At 56.1% G+C, this 18,922-nt stretch carries 18 protein-coding genes; 8 read left to right on the forward strand and 10 right to left on the reverse strand.

Annotated features, from left to right (window positions below):
- The first annotated feature begins 168 nt into the window (after positions 1-168).
- Entirely contained in the window at positions 169-3,282 is a 3,114-nt protein-coding gene (gene acrD, locus EDF82_RS10105; protein WP_123755335.1) for a multidrug efflux RND transporter permease AcrD, read from the forward strand.
- Positions 3,283-3,412: 130 nt separating this feature from the next.
- Here the strand turns inward: acrD and ypfM are convergent, their stop codons facing one another.
- Positions 3,413-3,472: a protein YpfM gene (ypfM, locus tag EDF82_RS10110; protein WP_100181659.1), complete on the reverse strand. Its 60-nt coding sequence runs from the start codon at positions 3,470-3,472 to the stop codon at positions 3,413-3,415.
- A 408-nt stretch (positions 3,473-3,880) separates the two neighbouring features.
- On the opposite strand from ypfM, the gene EDF82_RS10115 reads away from it, so the two are divergent.
- The 3 genes from EDF82_RS10115 to EDF82_RS10125 are packed head-to-tail and all read left to right on the forward strand — an operon-like array spanning position 3,881 to position 5,598.
- Positions 3,881-4,237 carry an ArsC family reductase gene (locus tag EDF82_RS10115; RefSeq protein WP_123755336.1) on the forward strand — a complete coding sequence of 119 codons (357 nt, stop codon included), beginning with the start codon at positions 3,881-3,883 and terminating at the stop codon, positions 4,235-4,237.
- A 3-nt stretch (positions 4,238-4,240) separates the two neighbouring features.
- Positions 4,241-5,368: a succinyl-diaminopimelate desuccinylase gene (gene dapE / locus EDF82_RS10120; protein WP_123755337.1), complete on the forward strand. Its 1,128-nt coding sequence runs from the start codon at positions 4,241-4,243 to the stop codon at positions 5,366-5,368.
- Positions 5,369-5,397: 29 nt separating this feature from the next.
- Positions 5,398-5,598 (forward strand): YpfN family protein, encoded by a 201-nt coding sequence (locus tag EDF82_RS10125; protein ID WP_123755338.1) that lies wholly within the window; start codon positions 5,398-5,400, stop codon positions 5,596-5,598.
- Between the two features lie 81 nt (positions 5,599-5,679).
- On the opposite strand, the gene ypfH is transcribed toward EDF82_RS10125, so the two are convergent.
- The 6 genes from ypfH to dapA all read right to left on the reverse strand — a co-directional run bounded on the left by ypfH (position 5,680) and on the right by dapA (position 12,318).
- Positions 5,680-6,378, reverse strand: coding sequence for an esterase (gene ypfH / locus EDF82_RS10130; RefSeq protein ID WP_123755339.1), 699 nt, complete (start codon positions 6,376-6,378; stop codon positions 5,680-5,682).
- A gap of 76 nt (positions 6,379-6,454) precedes the next feature.
- Positions 6,455-8,455 carry a tRNA(Met) cytidine acetyltransferase TmcA gene (locus EDF82_RS10135; RefSeq protein ID WP_123755340.1) on the reverse strand — a complete coding sequence of 667 codons (2,001 nt, stop codon included), beginning with the start codon at positions 8,453-8,455 and terminating at the stop codon, positions 6,455-6,457.
- Positions 8,456-8,467: 12 nt separating this feature from the next.
- The gene (locus tag EDF82_RS10140; RefSeq protein ID WP_123755341.1) at positions 8,468-9,343 is read right to left on the reverse strand and encodes a neutral zinc metallopeptidase; all 876 of its coding nucleotides are present in this window, start codon (positions 9,341-9,343) and stop codon (positions 8,468-8,470) included.
- Positions 9,344-9,463: 120 nt separating this feature from the next.
- A complete protein-coding gene (purC, locus tag EDF82_RS10145; RefSeq protein WP_123755342.1) occupies positions 9,464-10,177 on the reverse strand; it encodes a phosphoribosylaminoimidazolesuccinocarboxamide synthase in 714 nt (237 codons plus the stop codon).
- 211 nt (positions 10,178-10,388) lie between these two features.
- Entirely contained in the window at positions 10,389-11,423 is a 1,035-nt protein-coding gene (gene bamC, locus EDF82_RS10150; protein WP_123755343.1) for an outer membrane protein assembly factor BamC, read from the reverse strand.
- Between the two features lie 16 nt (positions 11,424-11,439).
- A complete protein-coding gene (gene dapA, locus EDF82_RS10155; protein WP_123755344.1) occupies positions 11,440-12,318 on the reverse strand; it encodes a 4-hydroxy-tetrahydrodipicolinate synthase in 879 nt (292 codons plus the stop codon).
- A 153-nt stretch (positions 12,319-12,471) separates the two neighbouring features.
- Between dapA and EDF82_RS10160 the strand changes: the two genes are divergently transcribed.
- On the forward strand, positions 12,472-13,041 hold the full coding sequence (locus tag EDF82_RS10160; protein ID WP_174507714.1) for a glycine cleavage system transcriptional repressor: 570 nt from the start codon (positions 12,472-12,474) through the stop codon (positions 13,039-13,041).
- Between the two features lie 3 nt (positions 13,042-13,044).
- Entirely contained in the window at positions 13,045-13,515 is a 471-nt protein-coding gene (gene bcp, locus EDF82_RS10165) for a thioredoxin-dependent thiol peroxidase (RefSeq protein ID WP_123755346.1), read from the forward strand.
- Positions 13,516-13,596: 81 nt separating this feature from the next.
- On the opposite strand, the gene EDF82_RS10170 is transcribed toward bcp, so the two are convergent.
- On the reverse strand, positions 13,597-14,664 hold the full coding sequence (locus EDF82_RS10170; protein ID WP_123755347.1) for an AI-2E family transporter: 1,068 nt from the start codon (positions 14,662-14,664) through the stop codon (positions 13,597-13,599).
- Between the two features lie 226 nt (positions 14,665-14,890).
- Between EDF82_RS10170 and bepA the strand changes: the two genes are divergently transcribed.
- Both bepA and arsC read left to right on the forward strand, forming a co-directional pair.
- On the forward strand, positions 14,891-16,354 hold the full coding sequence (gene bepA, locus EDF82_RS10175; RefSeq protein ID WP_123755348.1) for a beta-barrel assembly-enhancing protease: 1,464 nt from the start codon (positions 14,891-14,893) through the stop codon (positions 16,352-16,354).
- Positions 16,355-16,363: 9 nt separating this feature from the next.
- Complete coding sequence (gene arsC, locus EDF82_RS10180; protein ID WP_123755349.1) at positions 16,364-16,723, forward strand: arsenate reductase (glutaredoxin); 360 nt, start codon at positions 16,364-16,366, stop codon at positions 16,721-16,723.
- Between the two features lie 48 nt (positions 16,724-16,771).
- On the opposite strand, the gene EDF82_RS10185 is transcribed toward arsC, so the two are convergent.
- Entirely contained in the window at positions 16,772-17,473 is a 702-nt protein-coding gene (locus EDF82_RS10185) for a DnaA inactivator Hda (protein WP_123755350.1), read from the reverse strand.
- Between the two features lie 94 nt (positions 17,474-17,567).
- Positions 17,568-18,857, reverse strand: coding sequence for a uracil permease (uraA, locus tag EDF82_RS10190; RefSeq protein WP_123755351.1), 1,290 nt, complete (start codon positions 18,855-18,857; stop codon positions 17,568-17,570).
- Positions 18,858-18,922 lie beyond the last annotated feature (65 nt).

Raw genomic sequence — 18,922 nt, forward strand, 5'->3', positions numbered from 1 at the left:
CAGCGCGCAATTCCACCGAGGCAGTGGACCGCGACGGGTCGTGTCGCAAAAGACATAAGATAAATTACACTATCTCCTTAATTTCTCCACGATTGACTGTGGGGTTAGCTATAGAGTGTCACAGACTGTGAAACAACAGAGCATGTACACAATGAGGTCTCAATTCTGATGGCGAATTTTTTCATCGATCGCCCCATTTTTGCGTGGGTGCTGGCGATTCTGTTATGCCTGACCGGAACGCTTGCAATCCTGTCGCTGCCCGTAGAGCAATATCCCGATCTCGCGCCACCTAACGTGCGAATTACCGCCAACTACCCGGGCGCGTCGGCGCAGACGCTGGAAAATACCGTCACTCAGGTTATCGAGCAGAATATGACCGGGCTCGATAATATGATGTACATGTCATCGCAAAGCTCCTCCTCCGGGCAGGCGACCATCACCCTGACATTTACCGCCGGCACCGATCCCAACGAAGCCATGCAGCAGGTGCAAAACCAGCTGCAATCGGCGATGAAAAAGCTGCCGCAGGCGGTGCAAAATCAGGGAGTCACGGTTCGCAAAACCGGTGATACCAACATCCTGACCATTGCGTTTGTCTCCACCGATGGCAGCATGGATAAGCAGGACATCGCCGACTACGTTGCCAGTAACATCCAGGAGCCGCTCAGCCGCGTCAATGGCGTCGGCGATATCACCGCCTACGGTTCGCAATACTCCATGCGTATCTGGCTGGATCCGGCCAAACTCACCGGCGTGCAAATGACGGCGAAAGATGTCACCGACGCCATCTCGTCCCAGAATGCGCAGATTGCCGTAGGCCAGCTTGGCGGCACCCCGTCGATCAATAACCAGACGCTGAACGCCACCATTAACGCCCAGTCGCTGTTACAAACGCCGCAGCAGTTCCGCGATATTACGCTGCGGGTGAATCAGGATGGGTCGCTGGTCACCCTTGGCGATGTGGCGAAAGTCGAGCTGGGGGCGGAAAATTACGATTACCTCAGCCGCTATAACCGCAATCCGGCGTCGGGTCTTGGCGTTCAGTTAGCCTCCGGGGCCAACGAAATGCAGACCGCGGAGCTGGTGCTCAATCGCTTAAACGAGCTGTCGCAGTATTTCCCGCACGGCCTTGAGTATAAAATTGCCTACGAAACCACCTCTTTCGTGAAAGCCTCGATCCACGACGTGGTGAAGACGCTGCTGGAAGCGATTGCGCTGGTATTCCTGGTGATGTACCTGTTCCTGCAAAATATTCGCGCCACGCTGATCCCCACCATTGCCGTTCCGGTGGTTTTGATGGGCACCTTCGCGATCCTGTTTGCCTGCGGCTACAGCATTAACACCCTGACGATGTTCGCGGTGGTGCTGGCGATAGGCCTGCTGGTGGACGATGCCATCGTGGTGGTGGAAAACGTCGAGCGCATCATGAGCGAAGAGGGGCTCTCCCCTCGCGAAGCGACGCGCAAATCGATGGGGCAGATTCAGGGCGCGCTGGTGGGTATCGCCATGGTGCTGTCGGCGGTATTTATCCCGATGGCCTTCTTCGGCGGCACCACCGGGGCCATTTATCGCCAGTTCTCAATCACTATCGTTTCTGCGATGGTGCTATCCGTTCTCGTTGCCCTGATCCTCACCCCGGCGCTGTGTGCAACCTTGCTCAAACCGATTAAAAAAGGGGAAGAGCACGGTAAGACCGGCTTCTTTGGCTGGTTTAACCGCATGTTTAACCGCAGCGCCCGCAGTTACGAGACGGCGGTCGGCAAAATTCTTCACCGCACGCTGCGCTGGATCATGCTCTACGTGCTGTTGCTGGGCGGGATGGTGCTGCTGTTCCTGCACCTGCCTACCTCGTTCCTGCCGCAGGAAGATCGCGGGATGTTCCTCACTTCCGTGCAGCTGCCGAGCGGTTCTACCCAGCAGCAAACGTTGAAAGTGGTGCAAAAGGTTGAGGACTATTTCTTCAGCCACGAGCAAGCCAATGTTGCGTCGATTTTCGCCACCGTCGGCTCTGGCCCCGGCGGTAACGGGCAGAACGTCGCGCGCATGTTCGTCCGCTTGAAAGACTGGGACGAGCGTGATGCCAAAACCGGGACATCATTTGCGATTATCGAGCGGGCGACGAAAGCTTTTAACCAGATTAACGAAGCGCGCGTGTTTGCGACCAACCCACCGGCCATCAGCGGTCTGGGCAGCTCTGCCGGTTTTGATATGGAGCTGGAAGACCATGCCGGTAACGGCCATGAGGCGCTGATGGCAGCGCGCGATACGCTGCTTGATCTGGCGGCAAAAGACGATCGGCTCACCCGGGTGCGCCATAACGGTCTTGATGATAGTCCGCAGCTGCAGGTTGATATCGATCAGCGTAAAGCCCAGGCGCTGGGCGTCGACATTGACGATATCAACGACACCCTGCAAACCGCCTGGGGCTCAAGCTACGTCAATGACTTTATGGATCGCGGCCGCGTGAAGAAGGTCTACGTTCAGTCCGCCGCCCCATACCGCATGCTACCGGACGATATTAATCAGTGGTATGTGCGCAACAGCAGCGGCACGATGGTGCCCTTCTCAGCGTTTGCCACCTCGCGCTGGCAGACCGGCTCCCCGCGTCTTGAACGCTATAACGGCTATTCCGCGGTGGAGATTATCGGAGAAGCGGCGCCGGGCGTCAGTACCGGTACGGCGATGAATATTATGGAAGAGCTGGCCCAGCAGTTGCCAAACGGCTTCGGGCTCGACTGGACGGCGATGTCCTATCAGGAGCGGCTGTCTGGCGCTCAGGCTCCGGCGCTGTACGCCATATCGCTGCTGGTGGTGTTCCTGTGTCTGGCGGCGCTGTACGAAAGCTGGTCAATCCCCTTCTCGGTCATGCTGGTAGTGCCTTTGGGGGTGATTGGCGCTCTCCTCGCCACCTGGCTGCGTGGCCTTGAGAATGACGTTTACTTCCAGGTGGGTCTGTTGACGGTCATCGGCCTGTCGGCGAAAAACGCCATCTTAATCGTCGAGTTCGCCAATGAACTGAATGAGAAGGGAGAAGATTTGCTCGCCGCCACCCTGTCGGCTTGTCGGCAGCGTCTGCGCCCGATCCTGATGACCTCGCTGGCCTTTATTTTCGGGGTCCTGCCGATGGCGACCAGCACCGGCGCCGGTTCAGGCAGCCAGCATGCGGTCGGCACCGGCGTCATGGGCGGGATGATCTCCGCGACGTTCCTGGCCATTTTCTTCGTACCGCTGTTCTTTGTGCTGGTGCGTCGACGCTTCCCGCGCAAGGAGCGACCGCAATAATTCACGACGGGACCAAATGTCCTGTGCTGAAATAACAAAAAAGGCGACTATCACAGTCGCCTTTTTTATCTGTTCACAGCCGCATTAGCATTATTAGCATGACGCGATTACCCTGCTCACATTGTGGAATTTATTTACGAAGCATGCCTTCAATAAAATCTTTCCAGTTCCCTAATTCATGTTCAATCATAATATCCTCTCTTATTATTATGGGTGATTTTAAGTAAATCTGTTACCGATGGGAAGTTCATTGAAGTTATCGCTGTGATTGCTGGTTTGCATCGTACGCTACTGCCTTCGTTGACCTGGCGCTACTATGGACCTGAGTATGTTGATTTAATGTGACCAGTAGCAACATTTTGCAACAATAGCCACTTTTTCAGATTGTTCTCGCTGCCGGCTGTATGCCCGGTGAGTGGCGACATACAGCCCATGATTAAATGCACTGGTTAATATTCAACCAGGTGATACAGGCACGGTAAAACGTTATATTTCTGAACCTGATTAACGTATTATTTCAGGCAGTATTTTTTCAGGTATATTCGGATATTCCTGAGTTTATAGTTCAATTCAACGTAAAAACGTAAAAGGTTTAATCATGCTGACCATGTACGGGATCAAAAACTGCGACACGATAAAAAAGGCCCGCCGCTGGCTGGAAGCGAATCAGCTTGAATATCGCTTTCATGATTATCGTACCGATGGCCTGGATCGTGAATTATTAAACACATTTATCGCCGAACTGGGCTGGGAAGCCCTGCTCAACACCCGCGGAACCACCTGGCGTAAACTGGATGAAAGCCGCCGCGATCTCATCACCAACGCCGATGCCGCCGCGACGTTGATGTTGGAAATGCCGGCAATTATCAAACGCCCATTGCTCTGCGCGCCCGGGCAGCCTATGCTGCTGGGCTTCAGTGAACTCACTTATAAGAAGCTTGTTAACGAGGTATAGTCTATGTCTTGCCCGGTCATTGAGCTGGCTCAGCAGCTTATTCGCCGCCCTTCCCTCAGCCCCGATGATGCGGGATGTCAGGCGCTCATGATTGAACGCCTGCGTGCGATTGGCTTTACCGTTGAACCGATGGATTTCGGGGATACCCAAAACTTTTGGGCATGGCGTGGACACGGTGAAACGCTGGCCTTTGCCGGCCATACTGACGTGGTCCCGGCCGGCGATGCCGACCGCTGGATTAACCCACCCTTTGAGCCGACGATTCGCGACGGCATGCTGTTTGGTCGCGGCGCTGCAGATATGAAAGGTTCGCTGGCCGCCATGGTGGTTGCCGCTGAGCGCTTTGTCGCCCAGTACCCAAATCACCAGGGCCGTCTGGCATTTCTGATCACCTCCGATGAAGAAGCCAGCGCCCACAACGGCACCGTAAAGGTCGTTGAAGCGCTGATGGCCCGTAACGAACGCCTGGATTACTGCCTGGTGGGCGAGCCGTCCAGCACCGAAGTGGTGGGCGACGTGGTCAAAAATGGTCGCCGCGGTTCATTAACCTGCAACCTGACCATTCATGGCGTACAAGGGCACGTAGCTTACCCGCATCTCGCCGATAACCCGGTTCACCGCGCGGCGCCAATGTTGACGGAGCTGGTGGGCATCGAGTGGGATCAAGGCAATGCGTTCTTCCCGCCGACCAGCATGCAGATTGCCAACGTGCAGGCCGGAACCGGCAGCAATAACGTGATACCTGGCGACATGTACGTTCAGTTCAACTTCCGCTTTAGCACCGAATTGACCGACGAGATGATCAAAGCCCGGGTGATCGAGCTGCTGGATAAATACCAGCTGCGCTATACCCTGGACTGGTGGCTGTCTGGTCAGCCGTTCCTGACCAGCCGCGGAAAACTGGTCGAGGCGGTGGTGAACGCGATAGAGCACTATAATGAAATTAAACCTCAGTTGCTGACGAATGGCGGTACCTCTGACGGACGCTTTATCGCCCGTATGGGTGCCCAGGTCGTTGAGCTGGGACCGGTGAATGCGACAATTCACAAAATCAATGAATGTGTTAATGCCGCCGACCTGCAGCTGCTGGCACGGATGTATCAACGCATCATGGAACAACTGGTCGCCTGACGGCCGCGATGTAATAAGAGGAAGCGCACATGGAATGGCTTATCAGCCACTGGTGGATTCTGGTGTTGGTCTTTTTAGTAGGCGTCATGATTAACGTCATCAAAGATCTTAATCGTGTTGACCACAAAAAATTTCTCGCCAACAAGCCAGACCTGCCCCCCCATCGTGATTGCAACGATAAGTGGGACGATGACGACGACTGGCCGAAGCACGACCAGCCGAAGAAATAAGTCCAGACCCCGGTCAGCGCTGCGCTGCCGGGGCATTCTCGGATGACGGTGTAAAGATGTTATCCGGGATCTACCACCTCATCACAGCAGTTCGATAATATCGTCATCTTTCGGCGTGCTGCCGCTTAGCGCTTCATCGAAATAGTGCTTCGGTACGGTATAGCGCAGACGCTCAAGCGCAAACTGCATGCTACGATCGTCAATCGCGTGTCCCAGATCCTCAACAATATCCAGCGTGACATCGCCACCGGCCTGCAACAGCGCCTCTTGCGCCGACACCGCCCATGCCAGATCGATAACGCGATCTTCGCCACCATGAATCAGGTGAATCGTCGTCGCCGTCGTCGCTGACTGAGGAAGCGTCGCGTAACGTCCGTTAAACGCGATAACCCGCGAGGCCAGTCCCGACTCGGCTTTGATACTCTCCAGCGACATAATCGCGCCCTGGGAGAAACCAATCAGCGCCGTGGCCTGCGGACTCACACCGCTCTGTTTCTGCCAGTAGCGAACCGTCTCAATAAAGGTCGGCATAATCGTGTCGATTCGCGACTGACGATTTTCCTCAGTGACTCCCTGAACGGAAAACCACTGCCGGCCCGGAGGAGGGCCACAAGGCTCGGCCCCGCCGATACTGACAATCAACGCATCCGGAAACTGCGGCGCGAACAAACTGCCGATCTGCCCCATTGAAACGGGGTTATCCCCGACGCCATGAAACAGCAACAGCAGCTGTTGGGCAGGTGTCGCCGGGCTTTGAACAATAAAATGGTCGTGTTTCATGGCGGTCTCCTTAGTGTACGTGGGCAGTTTACGCCGCACGTGGAATATGACCATGACATTTAACTGAATGAGTTAGTTAAAAAAATTGCAGTTCTTCAACCTGCTGGCGCAGCGCCTCTGCCCGCGATGCATCCAGGCTGAACAGCGCCTGTCCTGCCTCTTCACGCATCCTGACCAGCAGCGCTTTGCGCCCGGCCAGGCGTAATTCCGTGCAGATCAGCGCTTCATCCTGGCGTTGCAGACGTGCACTCAGAGCCACAAGCGCGCATTCGCTCTGCAGCACCAGGCGATTCAGGGCGCCGATTGCCGCCAGCAGTGGGCGATGGGCGAAGGCAAAGCCCGCGATATCCAGCCAGTCCTGTTCCGTAAGCATAGCTGCTTGCACCGTTGGCAGCGGCAACGTCGTGTCACGCCACTCCCGCAGCCAGAACTCATCCCGCGCCAGACGCTGTGACTCCTGTTGAACCAGTTCACTGCCCGCTGCGGTTAACGGATACAGCGCCATCGCCGTATAGCAACCGCTGCTGGCTTCGCGATGGGTGCCTAAGCGCACCAGGGTAAAACCGCAGCGCTGCCAGAAGCGCCAGAGCTCAGGGGTATACCCAAAGCTCACCGACAGATAATCGAGAGCGCGAGAGTGCGCAACCGCCCTGGCGACCAACGCCTGCCCCAGCCCCTCCCGCTGTCGGGCCGGATGGACGGCAATGCGGGTGATGCGCTGCCCGCTTAAGGTCGCCGCCAGCGGACTGCCGCCATGGGCCGCCAGCGACTGCGCCACCAGATTACCGCGTGGACGACGAAAGCCCGCCCACACCGCTTTACTCAGCGCGGGGTCCAGCCCTCCCTCCTCCACGCACCACAAGGCCCCAGCAACTCCGTCCTGCGTGCGTGCACAGGTAAAGTGCTGACCCGGGGCATCCATCATCCGCCGTAAATCCAGCGGCGATGTCCGGTAATGGGCGCCGGACAGCAGCTGGTACATCGCCGGTGCCAGTCCGTTGTGCTGCTGCCAGCTGGTCTGATCCACGGCTATGACCTCGACGTCACCCGTGGGCGCCTGCGCAAAACTCTCGTCGCCGAACAACAGCAGATCGCTGACCAGCGCTTCCAGCGGGCAGCCGGGCGCCCAGCGAATAGGGGTCGATAGCTGGAACTGCCACAGGTGCGCAAAGCTGGCGCAAAACTTGAGCATAAACCCGCGCCCGGTTCCTTCATAACCCTGGACGGTGGTGGTCAGCAAGGTTCGGGGGAAGCGGGCAACCAACTGGCGCAGCAACGGCCCGGGAATGGCGGCCGCTTCATCAACGATCAGCCACCCCGCCTGCACAGCGTTGGCCAGTAGCGCATCGGGAGCCATAAAATGAAAATCTTCGCCAGCAAAGGCGGCCATCACCTCGGTGGCACCGCGCGACGGGGCGGTGACGATGGCATCGCCAGCCAGCTGGCGTATCAGCATCCCCGCCAGCGCGGACTTTCCCCGCCCGCGTTCAGCGGTCACAACGGCGATGCCTGGCGGGAGCGCGGCCAACCGCTCAAGAAGTGCGGCCTGCCCGGCCTGAGGGTGACCATCTGCCGGCTGCCACTCTGGCCGGGGGACGCTGTCCGGTAAGGTCAGCGTCTCGCCCTGTCGCCAGATCACCGTGTCGCGACTGGTGCTGACCTGCTGGCAGAAGCGGTGGACAAAATGTGGGGTTGGGATCGGGGCTGGCGCATCGCTCCAGCGTAGAGAGTCCGCGTCAGGCAGCATTGGCCAGCGCGCAAAATCTGGCGTCAGCAGTATCAGCCAGCTTCCGGCGCGCAGGGTGCCGCTCAGCGCCGCGAAGGCCGCCACGTCAAACCCATGACGAGCGTCGAAGAAGGCGTGATGATATTCACGCCCGAGTAAGGATTTTAAGGCGCCCGGCAAGATAGCGGGCTGTGCCTGCGGCTCGCTGCCGACCCACAAGCCATCGCCTCCCAGGCGTTCACGTAGCTCGAGCGCCTGTTGCAGACACCACGCGTCGTCGCCGCTGAGCACCAGCAGGCGACGAATACCGGTTTGCACCATCTGCGCCGTCAGGTTAAGCAGCTTATCCATGTGCTGTCGCGATCAGAGCGAGTTACCGAAAGTATTGCACTGCGCCGGTTCGCCACTGTCAAAGCCGCGCTTAAACCAGGTGTAACGCTGTTCAGAGGTACCGTGAGTGAAGCTGTCCGGCACCACGCGCCCCTGGCTCTGTTGCTGCAGACGATCGTCGCCGATGGCTTCTGCGGCATTCAGCGCTTCCTGCAGGTCACCAGTTTCCAGAATGTCCTGTTTCTGCATGTTGTGGCCCCAGACGCCGGCAAAGCAGTCGGCCTGCAGCTCCATCTTAACCGACAGGCGGTTCACTTCGGTCTGCGATGCCTGCTGCTGCATCTGACGGACTTTAGGTTCAATCCCCAGCAGCTTTTGTACGTGGTGGCCCACTTCGTGCGCAATGACATACCCCTGGGCGAAGTCGCCATCCGCGCCGAGCTTATTCTTCATTTCGTCGTAGAACGACAGGTCGATATAGACGGTGCTGTCCGCCGGGCAATAGAACGGTCCCATTACCGACTGGCCGGTACCGCATCCGGTCCGCGTGGCGCCGCGATAGAGCACCAGCTTCGGTTTGACATACTGACGCCCCATCTTTTCAAACAGCGGTCCCCAGGTGTCTTCGGTGGTCGCCAGGATCACCGAGGTAAATTTGGCGGCTTCATCGTCTTGCGGGCTGACAGAATGCTGGGTGGTTGTTTGCTGCTGTTGGCCGATCGGCTCGCCCGTCAACATGCCGGTTAAATCCACGCCGTAGTAGCCGGCCACCAGCACGATAATCAGCAGGACGATCCCGCCCTTACCCGTGGGCAGACGAAAACCGCCACCGCCGCCGCCCATTGATGGACCTGAACTATTCCGCCTGTCTTCAACATTATCGCTCTCGCGACGCCCTTGCCAACGCATAGGAACCTCTATCTCTTTCATTCTCGAATAGAAGAGATCGTAGGCCGTTAAGCGGAGAATTACCACAGGAAACAACAGGAAGACGCCAGAAGACCGGACGGTCTTCTGGCGGAGGGATATTTAGTCCAGCTTCACACCCAGACGATGGGCCACTTCTTCATAGGCTTCGATCAGGCCGCCGAGGCTCTGACGGAAGCGATCTTTGTCCATTTTGTCGAGGGTATTTTTGTCCCACAGGCGGCTGCCGTCCGGGGAGAATTCATCACCCAGCACCACTTCGCCTTTGAACAGACCAAATTCCAACTTGAAGTCGACCAGGATCAGGCCGGCGTCATCAAACAGTTTTTTCAGCACGTCGTTGGCTTTGAAGGTCAGTTCCTGCATGCGCGCCAGGTTCTCTTTGCTGACCCAGCCGAAGGTTTCGCAATAGGATTCGTTGACCATCGGGTCGTGCATCGCATCGTTTTTCAGGAACAGGTCAAACAGCGGTGGCGACAGCTCAATCCCTTCTTCAATGCCTAAGCGTTTCACCAGCGAACCAGCCGCACGGTTACGGACAACGCACTCCACCGGAACCATATCCAGCTTTTTCACCAGGCATTCGGTATCAGAGAGCAGGGCTTCCATTTGGGTCGGGATGCCGGCTTCTTCCAGTTTGCTCATAATGAAATGGTTAAACTTGTTGTTCACCATGCCTTTACGGTCGAACTGCTCAATGCGCGCGCCATCACCTGCTGATGTATCGTTACGGAATTCGAGTACCAACAGATCCGGATTCTCGGTGCTGTAAACGGTTTTCGCTTTACCACGATACAACTCAGCTTGCTTTTGCATCTTTGTTACTCCAGTGAAGATATAGACGATAAAAATTGCGCTTTTCGCCTATACACCAAATCATTCAGGTTACCTCGACGCGGCAATGGAACGACAACTTCGTCAACAACGAAAGCGACCAACTACGAAGCAAATTGCAGGATTTAGTGTATACGCACACGTTTGCGTCACTATACATGAAAAAGGGCCGGATTACTCCAGCCCTTGTTTATTACTTAGCGAATGCTGCCTGGAATACGGCAACCAGCGCGTCGTTCTGCGACTGGGTCAACGTATGGCCTTTCGGATCGATGAACTGCAGGCTACTGCGGTTATCGAGGTCGCCGACCTGCAGTTTGTAGTCACCAGAAACCAGCTCTGGGTCGCGAGCGCCCAGTTCCTGCCAGCTGCTGTCAGACAGCGGCTTGTAGGTCAGCGCCATGCTGCCCTGCGAACGGGTGCTGTCGGTAACCTTCATGCCCACTTTTTCCAGGGTGCCCGGCAGACGTTGCCACACCATGTTAAACGGTGCGCGAACGACCAGCATCGGCAGACCGGTATCGTCGGCAGCGCTCTGCACGTCGAAGGTCGCGCCGGCATTTTTCTGCGCCGCGTTCTGCGCGCTGGTGGCGTTCATATCCAGACCTTCGGAGATGACGTTCAGCATCGCGGTGCTGTAGCGCTGCAGCGACGCCGGATCGGAGATCGGTTTGCCAGCCTGTTCCAGATTCACCAGCTTCACAATCACCGCCTGCTGATAGCCCTGCGGTTTCACTGAGATTTGATAGCGACCACGGTACTGCTGGTCTTCATCGAGGCGAGACCACTCCACCCAGTCAGTATTCAGCGTCTGGCTGGCATCGTCACGTTTGGTGATGACATAGTTCTTTGACTGTACGATGCTGGTCACCTGGGCCCACAGCGAACCGCTACGACCGTTCTCAACCATCAGCGTCGCGGTATCACCGTTAAACTGAGTGCGAGCACCGCTCACCAGTGCCAGAGGCTGAGCCGGTGGACGAATGTCCAGCGCTTTGCCCACGGCGCCTGTGCTGGTCGCGACCGGAATATTATAATCACTCACCTGAACCGGCAGAATCATGCCAGCAGGTGCGTGAATTTCACTGAGCGGCGCAGCTTGCAGGTAGACCTCGTCGCCTCCAACCTGACGCTTGTAGCGTGAATCGGAACTACAAGCCGCGAGAAGCAGGACCAATGAAACGCCCGCAACCTTCGTCAGGCGCGACTTCTGTACTGAGTAAGCCATCAAATCTCCCTAAACTTTACAGCAAACCGGCATGCTTCAGCGCTGCAGTGACGGCCTTAATACCATTTTCGGTAATCGGCGTCATCGGCAGGCGCAGCGTATCGGTTGCCACAAGACCCAACGCCTTACATGCCCACTTAGCGGGAATCGGGTTGGGTTCGACAAATAATTTTGTATGCAATGGCATCAGACGCTGGTTTATTACACGAGCCTGCGCGAACTGGCCTTCAGCTGCCAGACGGCACATATCAGCCATGTCGCGAGCCGCCACGTTCGCCGTAACGGAAATCACGCCATGACCGCCAAGCTGCATAAAGTCCATTCCGGTGGCATCATCGCCGCTCAACAGAATAAAGTCATCTGAAACCAGCTCTTTGATCTGATGAACACGACTTAAGTTCCCCGTCGCTTCCTTAATACCGATAATATTTTTTACTTCCGCCAGGCGACCGACGGTTTCCGGCAACATATCGCAGCCAGTACGGGACGGCACATTATACAGAATTTGCGGCAGGTCGGTGTGTTCTGCGATAGCTTTAAAGTGTTGGAACAGCCCTTCCTGGGTCGGACGGTTGTAATAAGGGGTGACCGTCAGGCAACCTACAACACCGCTATTGTTAAAACGTTTGGTCAGGCTGATAGCCTCTGCGGTTGCATTTGCACCGGTACCCGCGATAACCGGGATACGTCCGTCAGCCAGTTCAAGCGTCATCATGACGACATCGCCATGCTCTTCATGGCTCAGGGTTGCGGATTCTCCGGTAGTCCCTACCGAAACGATCGCCGAGGTTCCGCTGGCGACATGGTAATCAATCAGTTTTTTCAGGCTTGACCGGCAGACGTTACCGTTTTCATCCATCGGCGTGACAAGCGCTACAATACTTCCCGTGAACATGGGCCATCCTCAGAGCAGAAGTGCAACAAGATTCTCAATGTTACGTTTGGTGCCGTAATAAAAGCAAGAGACCCGACGCCATCAGGGATGTTGTATGCCGGTTTTTTTTATGCTTTCCTAATGTTACCTCACCTTTTTAAAGGAAGAACAGGTTTGACCGCCTCATTACAACACTATCTGGTTATTACCGCTTTGGGCGCTGACCGTGCCGGCATCGTGAACACCATCACCCGCCACGTCAGCAGCTGCGGCTGTAATATCGAAGACAGCCGGCTGGCCATGCTTGGTGACGAGTTTACGTTTATCATGCTGCTTTCAGGTTCATGGAACGCGATTACGCTTATCGAGTCGACCCTGCCATTAAAAGGCGCCGAGCTGGATTTACTGATCGTAATGAAGCGTACAACCGCGCGTCCTCCGCAAGCCATGCCAAACACCGTCTGGGTCCAGGTTGAGGTACCGGACTCACCACACATTATCGAACGCTTCACTGCCCTGTTCGATGCGTGGAATATGAATATCGCCGAGCTGGTTTCTCGTACCCAGGTCAGCGGTGATGACGAGTCAGCGCAGTTGTTTATTCAGATAACCGCTCACAGTCCCGCAACACAAAATGCATCAAATATCGAACAAGCGTTCAAAGCCCTATGTACAGAATTGAATGCACAAGGCAGTATTAATATCGTTAATTATTCACAGCATGATGAACAGGATGGAGTTTGAGTAATGAATCCACTGAAAGCCGGTGATATTGCACCGAAATTTAGCTTACCGGACCAGGACGGCGAGGAAGTAAATTTGACCGACTTCCAGGGACAGCGTGTTCTGGTTTATTTTTACCCGAAAGCCATGACCCCGGGTTGTACCGTTCAGGCCTGTGGCCTGCGCGATAACATGGATGACTTAAAGAAAGCGGGCGTTGAGGTTCTGGGGATCAGTACTGATAAACCGGAAAAACTCTCCCGTTTCGCCGAAAAAGAGTTGCTGAACTTCACGCTGTTGTCTGATGAAGATCATCAGGTATGTGAGCAGTTTGGCGTCTGGGGCGAAAAAACGTTTATGGGGAAAACTTACGATGGCATCCACCGCATCAGTTTCCTGATCGACACCAACGGTAAAGTCGAGCACGTGTTTGATAACTTTAAAACCAGTAATCACCACGATATCGTACTGAACTGGCTGAAAGAAAACGGCTAACCGTTCACCTGATATCATGACGCCGGACCGCGATTCATCGTTCCGGCGTCTATTTTAACCACGGTTATCTCGCGTAAATCCCTACTTCTCTTCTTCCACCACCAGGCCATCCGGCCAGGCGTGCACCACCGCTTTGATGAGGGTCGCCAGCGGAATCGCAAAGAACACGCCCCAGAAACCCCACAATCCCCCAAAGATGACCACCGAGAGAATAATCACCAGCGGGTGCAGGTTCACGGCTTCGGAAAACAGCACCGGAACCAGCAGGTTACCGTCCAGCCCCTGAATAATCAGATAGACCGCAAACAGGCTCCAGAACTCCGGGCCGGCGCCAAACTGGAACAGCGCCACGCCGATCACCGGAATAGTCACCACGAAGGCGCCAATATAGGGGATCAACACCGAGAACCCCACCAGCACCGCCAGCAAGAGCGAGTAGTTGAGGTCAAACAGAATAAAGCCGATCCAGGTCGCCACGCCGACAACGATCATCTCCAGCACTTTACCGCGGATATAGTTGGTAATCTGCTGGTTCATCTCTTTCCACACCTGCCCTGCCAGACCGCGGTTGCGTGGCAGCACGCGGCGCACGGCATTCAGCATCTGCTCTTTGTCCTTCAGCAGGAAGAAAACCATCAGCGGCACCAGCACCAGATAGACTGCCAGGGTCAGCAAACCGACCAGCGAGGCCAGAGAGTATTTGACCACTGAATCGCCCATGGTCAGCACGCGGCTGCGCATATTGTCCGCCATGGCATCGAGAATGCCGGCATCCATCAGCGCCGGATAACGGCGAGGGACCGTGGCGGCAAAATCGGAGAGTTTATTGAGCATCCCGGGCATATCGCGGATCAGATAGATCCCCTGCTGCCAGGCCACCGGCATCACCACAAATGCCATCAGCAGCAGCACGCCAACGAACAGGATCAGGACAAACGAGGTCGCCCAGGTGCGTGAAAACCCGACACGCTCCAGTCTGACGGTCGGCCATTCCAGCAGATACGCCAGCACAATCGCCACCAGTAAGGGCGCCAGCAGGCCGCTGAAAAAGAACATGATGCCGAAACCAGCCAACAAAATAACCAGCAGCGCTATCGCTTCCGGATCGCTGAACCGGCGACGATACCACTGCATTAACATCTCAAGCATAAAACCCTTCCCTGAAGCACATAGCGGCAAAAAAACCGAGGGAATTGTATCTAAATGTCACCTGAAAGACTTCGCTTTTATTAGCAAAGCCACAAACATTCACGCTCGCACGAAGATCATATTTTCAATAGCCTCTGCGCCAGCTAAACTCGCAGGACGCGCGGATACGGAACATTACGCCGCCCTATCGGTCAAACTGGCACACCCACATTACAGGACTGAGGTTATGTTCAGGCAGTTAAAGAAAACGCTGGTGGCAACCGTCATAGCGTCACTGACGCTGGGTTCAATTTTGCCGGCTTTTGCGGACTCCGCAGATACCCTGCCAGATATGGGCACCTCTGCTGGAAGCACGCTCTCCATTGGCCAGGAATTGCAGATGGGGGATTACTATGTGCGTCAGCTGCGCGGTAGCGCGCCGCTGATTAACGATCCCCTGTTGGTACAATATATCAATGGCTTAGGTATGCGCCTGGTGTCACACGCTAACTCCGTGCGGACCCCATTTCACTTTTACCTGATCAATAACGACCAGATTAACGCCTTCGCCTTCTTCGGGGGCAACGTCGTGCTGCACTCCGCCCTGTTCCGCTATTCGGATACCGAAAGCGAGCTGGCGTCGGTCATGGCGCACGAAATCTCACACGTCACCCAGCGCCACCTGGCGCGCGCGATGGAAGACCAAAAACGCAATGCCCCGCTGACATGGGTCGGCGCACTGGGCTCTATCCTGCTGGCGATGGCCAGCCCACAGGCGGGTATGGCAGCCCTTACCGGCACGCTGGCGGGCACCCAGCAGGGGATGATCAGCTTTACCCGCCAGAACGAAGAAGAAGCCGACCGCATCGGGATTCAGGTGCTGCAGCGTTCCGGCTTTGACCCGCAGGCGATGCCGGCCTTTATGGGCAAACTGCTCGATGAGTCGCGCTATTCCACCCGTCCGCCTGAAATGCTGCTGACTCACCCCTTGCCGGAAAGCCGTCTGTCGGACGCCCGTAACCGTGCAAACCAGATGCGACCGGTGGTGGTTCAGTCTTCCGCCGATTTCTACCTGGCCAAGGCCAGAACCCTGGGAATGTATAACTCCGGGGCCAATAAGCTCGGGGATGATTTACTCAACGCATGGGCCAAAGGCAATATTCGTGAACAGCATGCTGCCCAGTACGGGCGGGCGCTGCTGGCGATGGGAAGCAACAATTACGATCTGGCACGCAAAACGCTACAGCCGTTGCTGAGCGCCGATCCGCAAAATGCCTGGTATCTCGACCTGGCGACCGATATCGACCTTGGGCAGAAGAAAACGGCCGATGCCATCAACCGGCTGAAAAACGCCAAAGAAATTCGCACCAATCCGGTGTTGCAACTGAACCTCGCCAACGCTTACCTGCAGGGCGCTCAGCCGGCGCAGGCGGCGACCATCCTCAACCGCTACACCTTTAACTACAAAGACGACACCAACGGCTGGGATCTGCTGGCCCAGTCTGAAGCGGCGCTCGGCCATCGCGATCAGGAACTGGCGGCGCGTGCGGAAGGCATGGCGCTGGTCGGACAGCTCGACCAGGCGATCACGCTGCTGAGCAGCGCCAGCTCACAGGTGAAACTGGGCAGTTTGCAACAGGCTCGTTACGATGCACGTATCGACCAGCTACGTCAGTTGCAGGAACGATTCCGCCCCTATCAAAAAATGTAAGGAGACCCGATGTCTGACGCGGTAAAAATCTACCATAACCCTCGCTGCTCCAAGAGCCGTGATACTTTAAGTCTGCTGAAAGCTAACGGGATCGATCCTGAAGTGGTGCTCTACCTGGAGACGCCGCCGGATGCCGCCACGCTGCGCCAGCTGCTGAAAATGCTCGGCATGGTCAGCGCCCGCGAACTGATGCGTCAGAAAGAGGATCTGTATAAATCGTTGAACCTTGCCGACCCGCAGCTGAGTGAAGACGCGCTGATTCAGGCCATCGTCGACAATCCTAAGCTGATGGAACGACCGGTGGTCGTCAGCCATGGTCAGGCGCGTATCGGCCGGCCGCCGGAGCAGGTTCTGGAAATCGTCAGCTAACAGGCCAGACGCCATCGTAACGATGGCGCAAGCATTAAAGAGAGACCGCTACAGCTTGAGGATCTCTTTTACGAAAGGAATGGTCAGTTTACGTTGGGCGGTGATAGATGCGTGATCGAGCTGATCGAGCGTCATAAAGAGCGAGCGCATTTCACGATCGAGGCGTTTAAGCAGGAAACGGCAGACGTCTTCCGGCATCTCGAAACCACGCAGGCGCGCACGCAGCTGTAGCGCCTGCAGTTTGTCTTCATCTGACAACGGCTGCAGTTTGTAGATCTGCCCCCAGTCAAGGCGTGACGCCAGATCTGCCAGCCCAAGATTCAGCTGTCGCGGCGGGCAATCACCGGTAATCAACAGACGGGTTTTCCCCGACTCGAGGATCCGGTTGTACAGATTGAAGATCGCCATTTCCCATAGCTCATCGCCGGCCACGCACTCGATGTTATCAATACAGACCAGCGAAAGCTGCTCCATCCCGTCGAGCACTTCCGGAACAAACCACGTACGCTTATCCAGTGGAACATAGCCCACCGCATCGCCGCGCTGGGAAAGCTCCGCACAGGCGGCATGTAAGAGATGACTGCGCCCCGCGCCTTCACGTGACCAGATATAGATGTACCCGCTATGTTCCTGCCGCAGCACGTTCTGTAACGCAGCAAGAAGAGAGGGATTATCACCCGGCCAAAAACTCGCGAAAGTTTCATCATCGGGAAGATACAGTGGCAAAGAGAGCTGTGCCGGTGCGTTCAGATGGACCTCATCATAGGCTTACAGAAAAACGCGATGAGTTTAGCACGAAGAAGGCCAGGTGAGAACCGGGTGGGATCGCCACCCGGTTGAAGGATCAATGTTTTACATCTTCGCTGTCTGCTGCATCCAGAACCACCTCTTCCGGGCGCAGGACGCTGATCAATTTGAAGATCAGGCTCAGGCCAACGCCGACAATTGTCGCCAGCGCCATGCCTTTCAGCTCCGCCGCGCCAATATGCACTTTCGCGCCGCTCACGCCAATGATCAGAATCACCGAGGTCAGAATCAAATTCTGCGCCTTGTTGTAATCCACTTTCGATTCGATCAACACCCGAATACCGGAGGCACCAATCACGCCGTACAGCAGCAGCGACACGCCGCCCATCACCGGCAGCGGGATGATCTGAATGGCCGCCGCCAGCTTGCCCACGCAGGAGAGCAGAATCGCGAAGATAGCCGCGCCGCCGATGACCCAGGTGCTGTACACGCGGGTGATAGCCATGACGCCGATGTTTTCACCGTAGGTGGTGTTTGGCGTCGATCCAAAGAAGCCGGAGATCATCGTCGACAGACCGTTAGCAAACATCGAACGATGCAGGCCAGGATCGCGGATCAGATCTTTTTTAACGATGTTGGCCGTTACCACCAGGTGACCGACGTGCTCAGCAATAACCACCAACGCCGCCGGCAGAATGGTGAAAATCGCAAACCACTCAAAGCGCGGGGTGTAGAAAGTTGGCAGAGCAAACCAGTGCGCTTGTGCAATCGGCGTGGTGTCGACAACGCCCATCACGAAGGAGAGCGCGTAGCCAACCAGCACGCCAATCAGAATCGGGATAATCGCCATAAAGCCACGGAACAGCACCGAACCAAACACCGTGACGCCCAGCGTGACCATCGAGATAATAATGGTGGTGCTATCCGGTGATTGGCCGTCAGCCGGTAACAGACCGGCCATGTTAGCCGCCACGCCCGCAAGCTCCAGACCAATGACCGCGACAATCGCCCCCATTGCGGCAGGCGGGAACATCACGTCCAGCCAGCCGGTTCCCGCTTTTTTGACAATAAAGGAGACCACGCAGAACAGCGCGCCGCACATAATAAAGCCACCGAGCGCGACTTCATAACCCAGCGGCAGCAGCAGCAGTACCGGCGAGATAAATGCAAAGCTCGAGCCCAGATAGGCCGGGATTTTGCCCTTACAGATGAAGAGATACAGCAGAGTCCCGACGCCGTTAAACAGCAGAACGGTGGCCGGGTTGATATGAAACAGCACCGGGACCAGGACCGTTGCGCCAAACATAGCGAACAGATGCTGCAAACTAAGTGGAATTGTCTGTAAAAGCGGCGGTCTTTCACTCACCCCGATTGCGCGGCGCGTCATAACGTTTTCCTCTGAGAGTCATGTGATTAGTTGCTGTGATTTTGTTTTATTCAAAAAAAAGCCGA

This window comes from Klebsiella sp. BIGb0399 (genome assembly GCF_003752615.1).
In the GTDB taxonomy this organism is placed as follows: domain Bacteria; phylum Pseudomonadota; class Gammaproteobacteria; order Enterobacterales; family Enterobacteriaceae; genus Klebsiella; species Klebsiella lignicola.

Bases quoted from the DNA above. Each gene is read 5' to 3' on its own strand.
- acrD (WP_123755335.1), top strand. From the start codon at position 169: ATGGCGAATTTTTTCATCGATCGCCCCATTTTTGCGTGGGTGCTGGCG.
- EDF82_RS10125 (WP_123755338.1), top strand. From the start codon at position 5,398: ATGGAATGGCTTATCAGCCACTGGTGGATTCTGGTGTTGGTCTTTTTA.
- bamC (WP_123755343.1), bottom strand. From the start codon at position 11,423: ATGGCTTACTCAGTACAGAAGTCGCGCCTGACGAAGGTTGCGGGCGTT.
- EDF82_RS10135 (WP_123755340.1), bottom strand. From the start codon at position 8,455: ATGGATAAGCTGCTTAACCTGACGGCGCAGATGGTGCAAACCGGTATT.
- bcp (WP_123755346.1), top strand. From the start codon at position 13,045: ATGAATCCACTGAAAGCCGGTGATATTGCACCGAAATTTAGCTTACCG.
- dapE (WP_123755337.1), top strand. From the start codon at position 4,241: ATGTCTTGCCCGGTCATTGAGCTGGCTCAGCAGCTTATTCGCCGCCCT.
- purC (WP_123755342.1), bottom strand. From the start codon at position 10,177: ATGCAAAAGCAAGCTGAGTTGTATCGTGGTAAAGCGAAAACCGTTTAC.
- bepA (WP_123755348.1), top strand. From the start codon at position 14,891: ATGTTCAGGCAGTTAAAGAAAACGCTGGTGGCAACCGTCATAGCGTCA.
- dapA (WP_123755344.1), bottom strand. From the start codon at position 12,318: ATGTTCACGGGAAGTATTGTAGCGCTTGTCACGCCGATGGATGAAAAC.
- EDF82_RS10170 (WP_123755347.1), bottom strand. From the start codon at position 14,664: ATGCTTGAGATGTTAATGCAGTGGTATCGTCGCCGGTTCAGCGATCCG.
- EDF82_RS10115 (WP_123755336.1), top strand. From the start codon at position 3,881: ATGCTGACCATGTACGGGATCAAAAACTGCGACACGATAAAAAAGGCC.
- arsC (WP_123755349.1), top strand. From the start codon at position 16,364: ATGTCTGACGCGGTAAAAATCTACCATAACCCTCGCTGCTCCAAGAGC.
- EDF82_RS10140 (WP_123755341.1), bottom strand. From the start codon at position 9,343: ATGCGTTGGCAAGGGCGTCGCGAGAGCGATAATGTTGAAGACAGGCGG.
- uraA (WP_123755351.1), bottom strand. From the start codon at position 18,857: ATGACGCGCCGCGCAATCGGGGTGAGTGAAAGACCGCCGCTTTTACAG.
- ypfH (WP_123755339.1), bottom strand. From the start codon at position 6,378: ATGAAACACGACCATTTTATTGTTCAAAGCCCGGCGACACCTGCCCAA.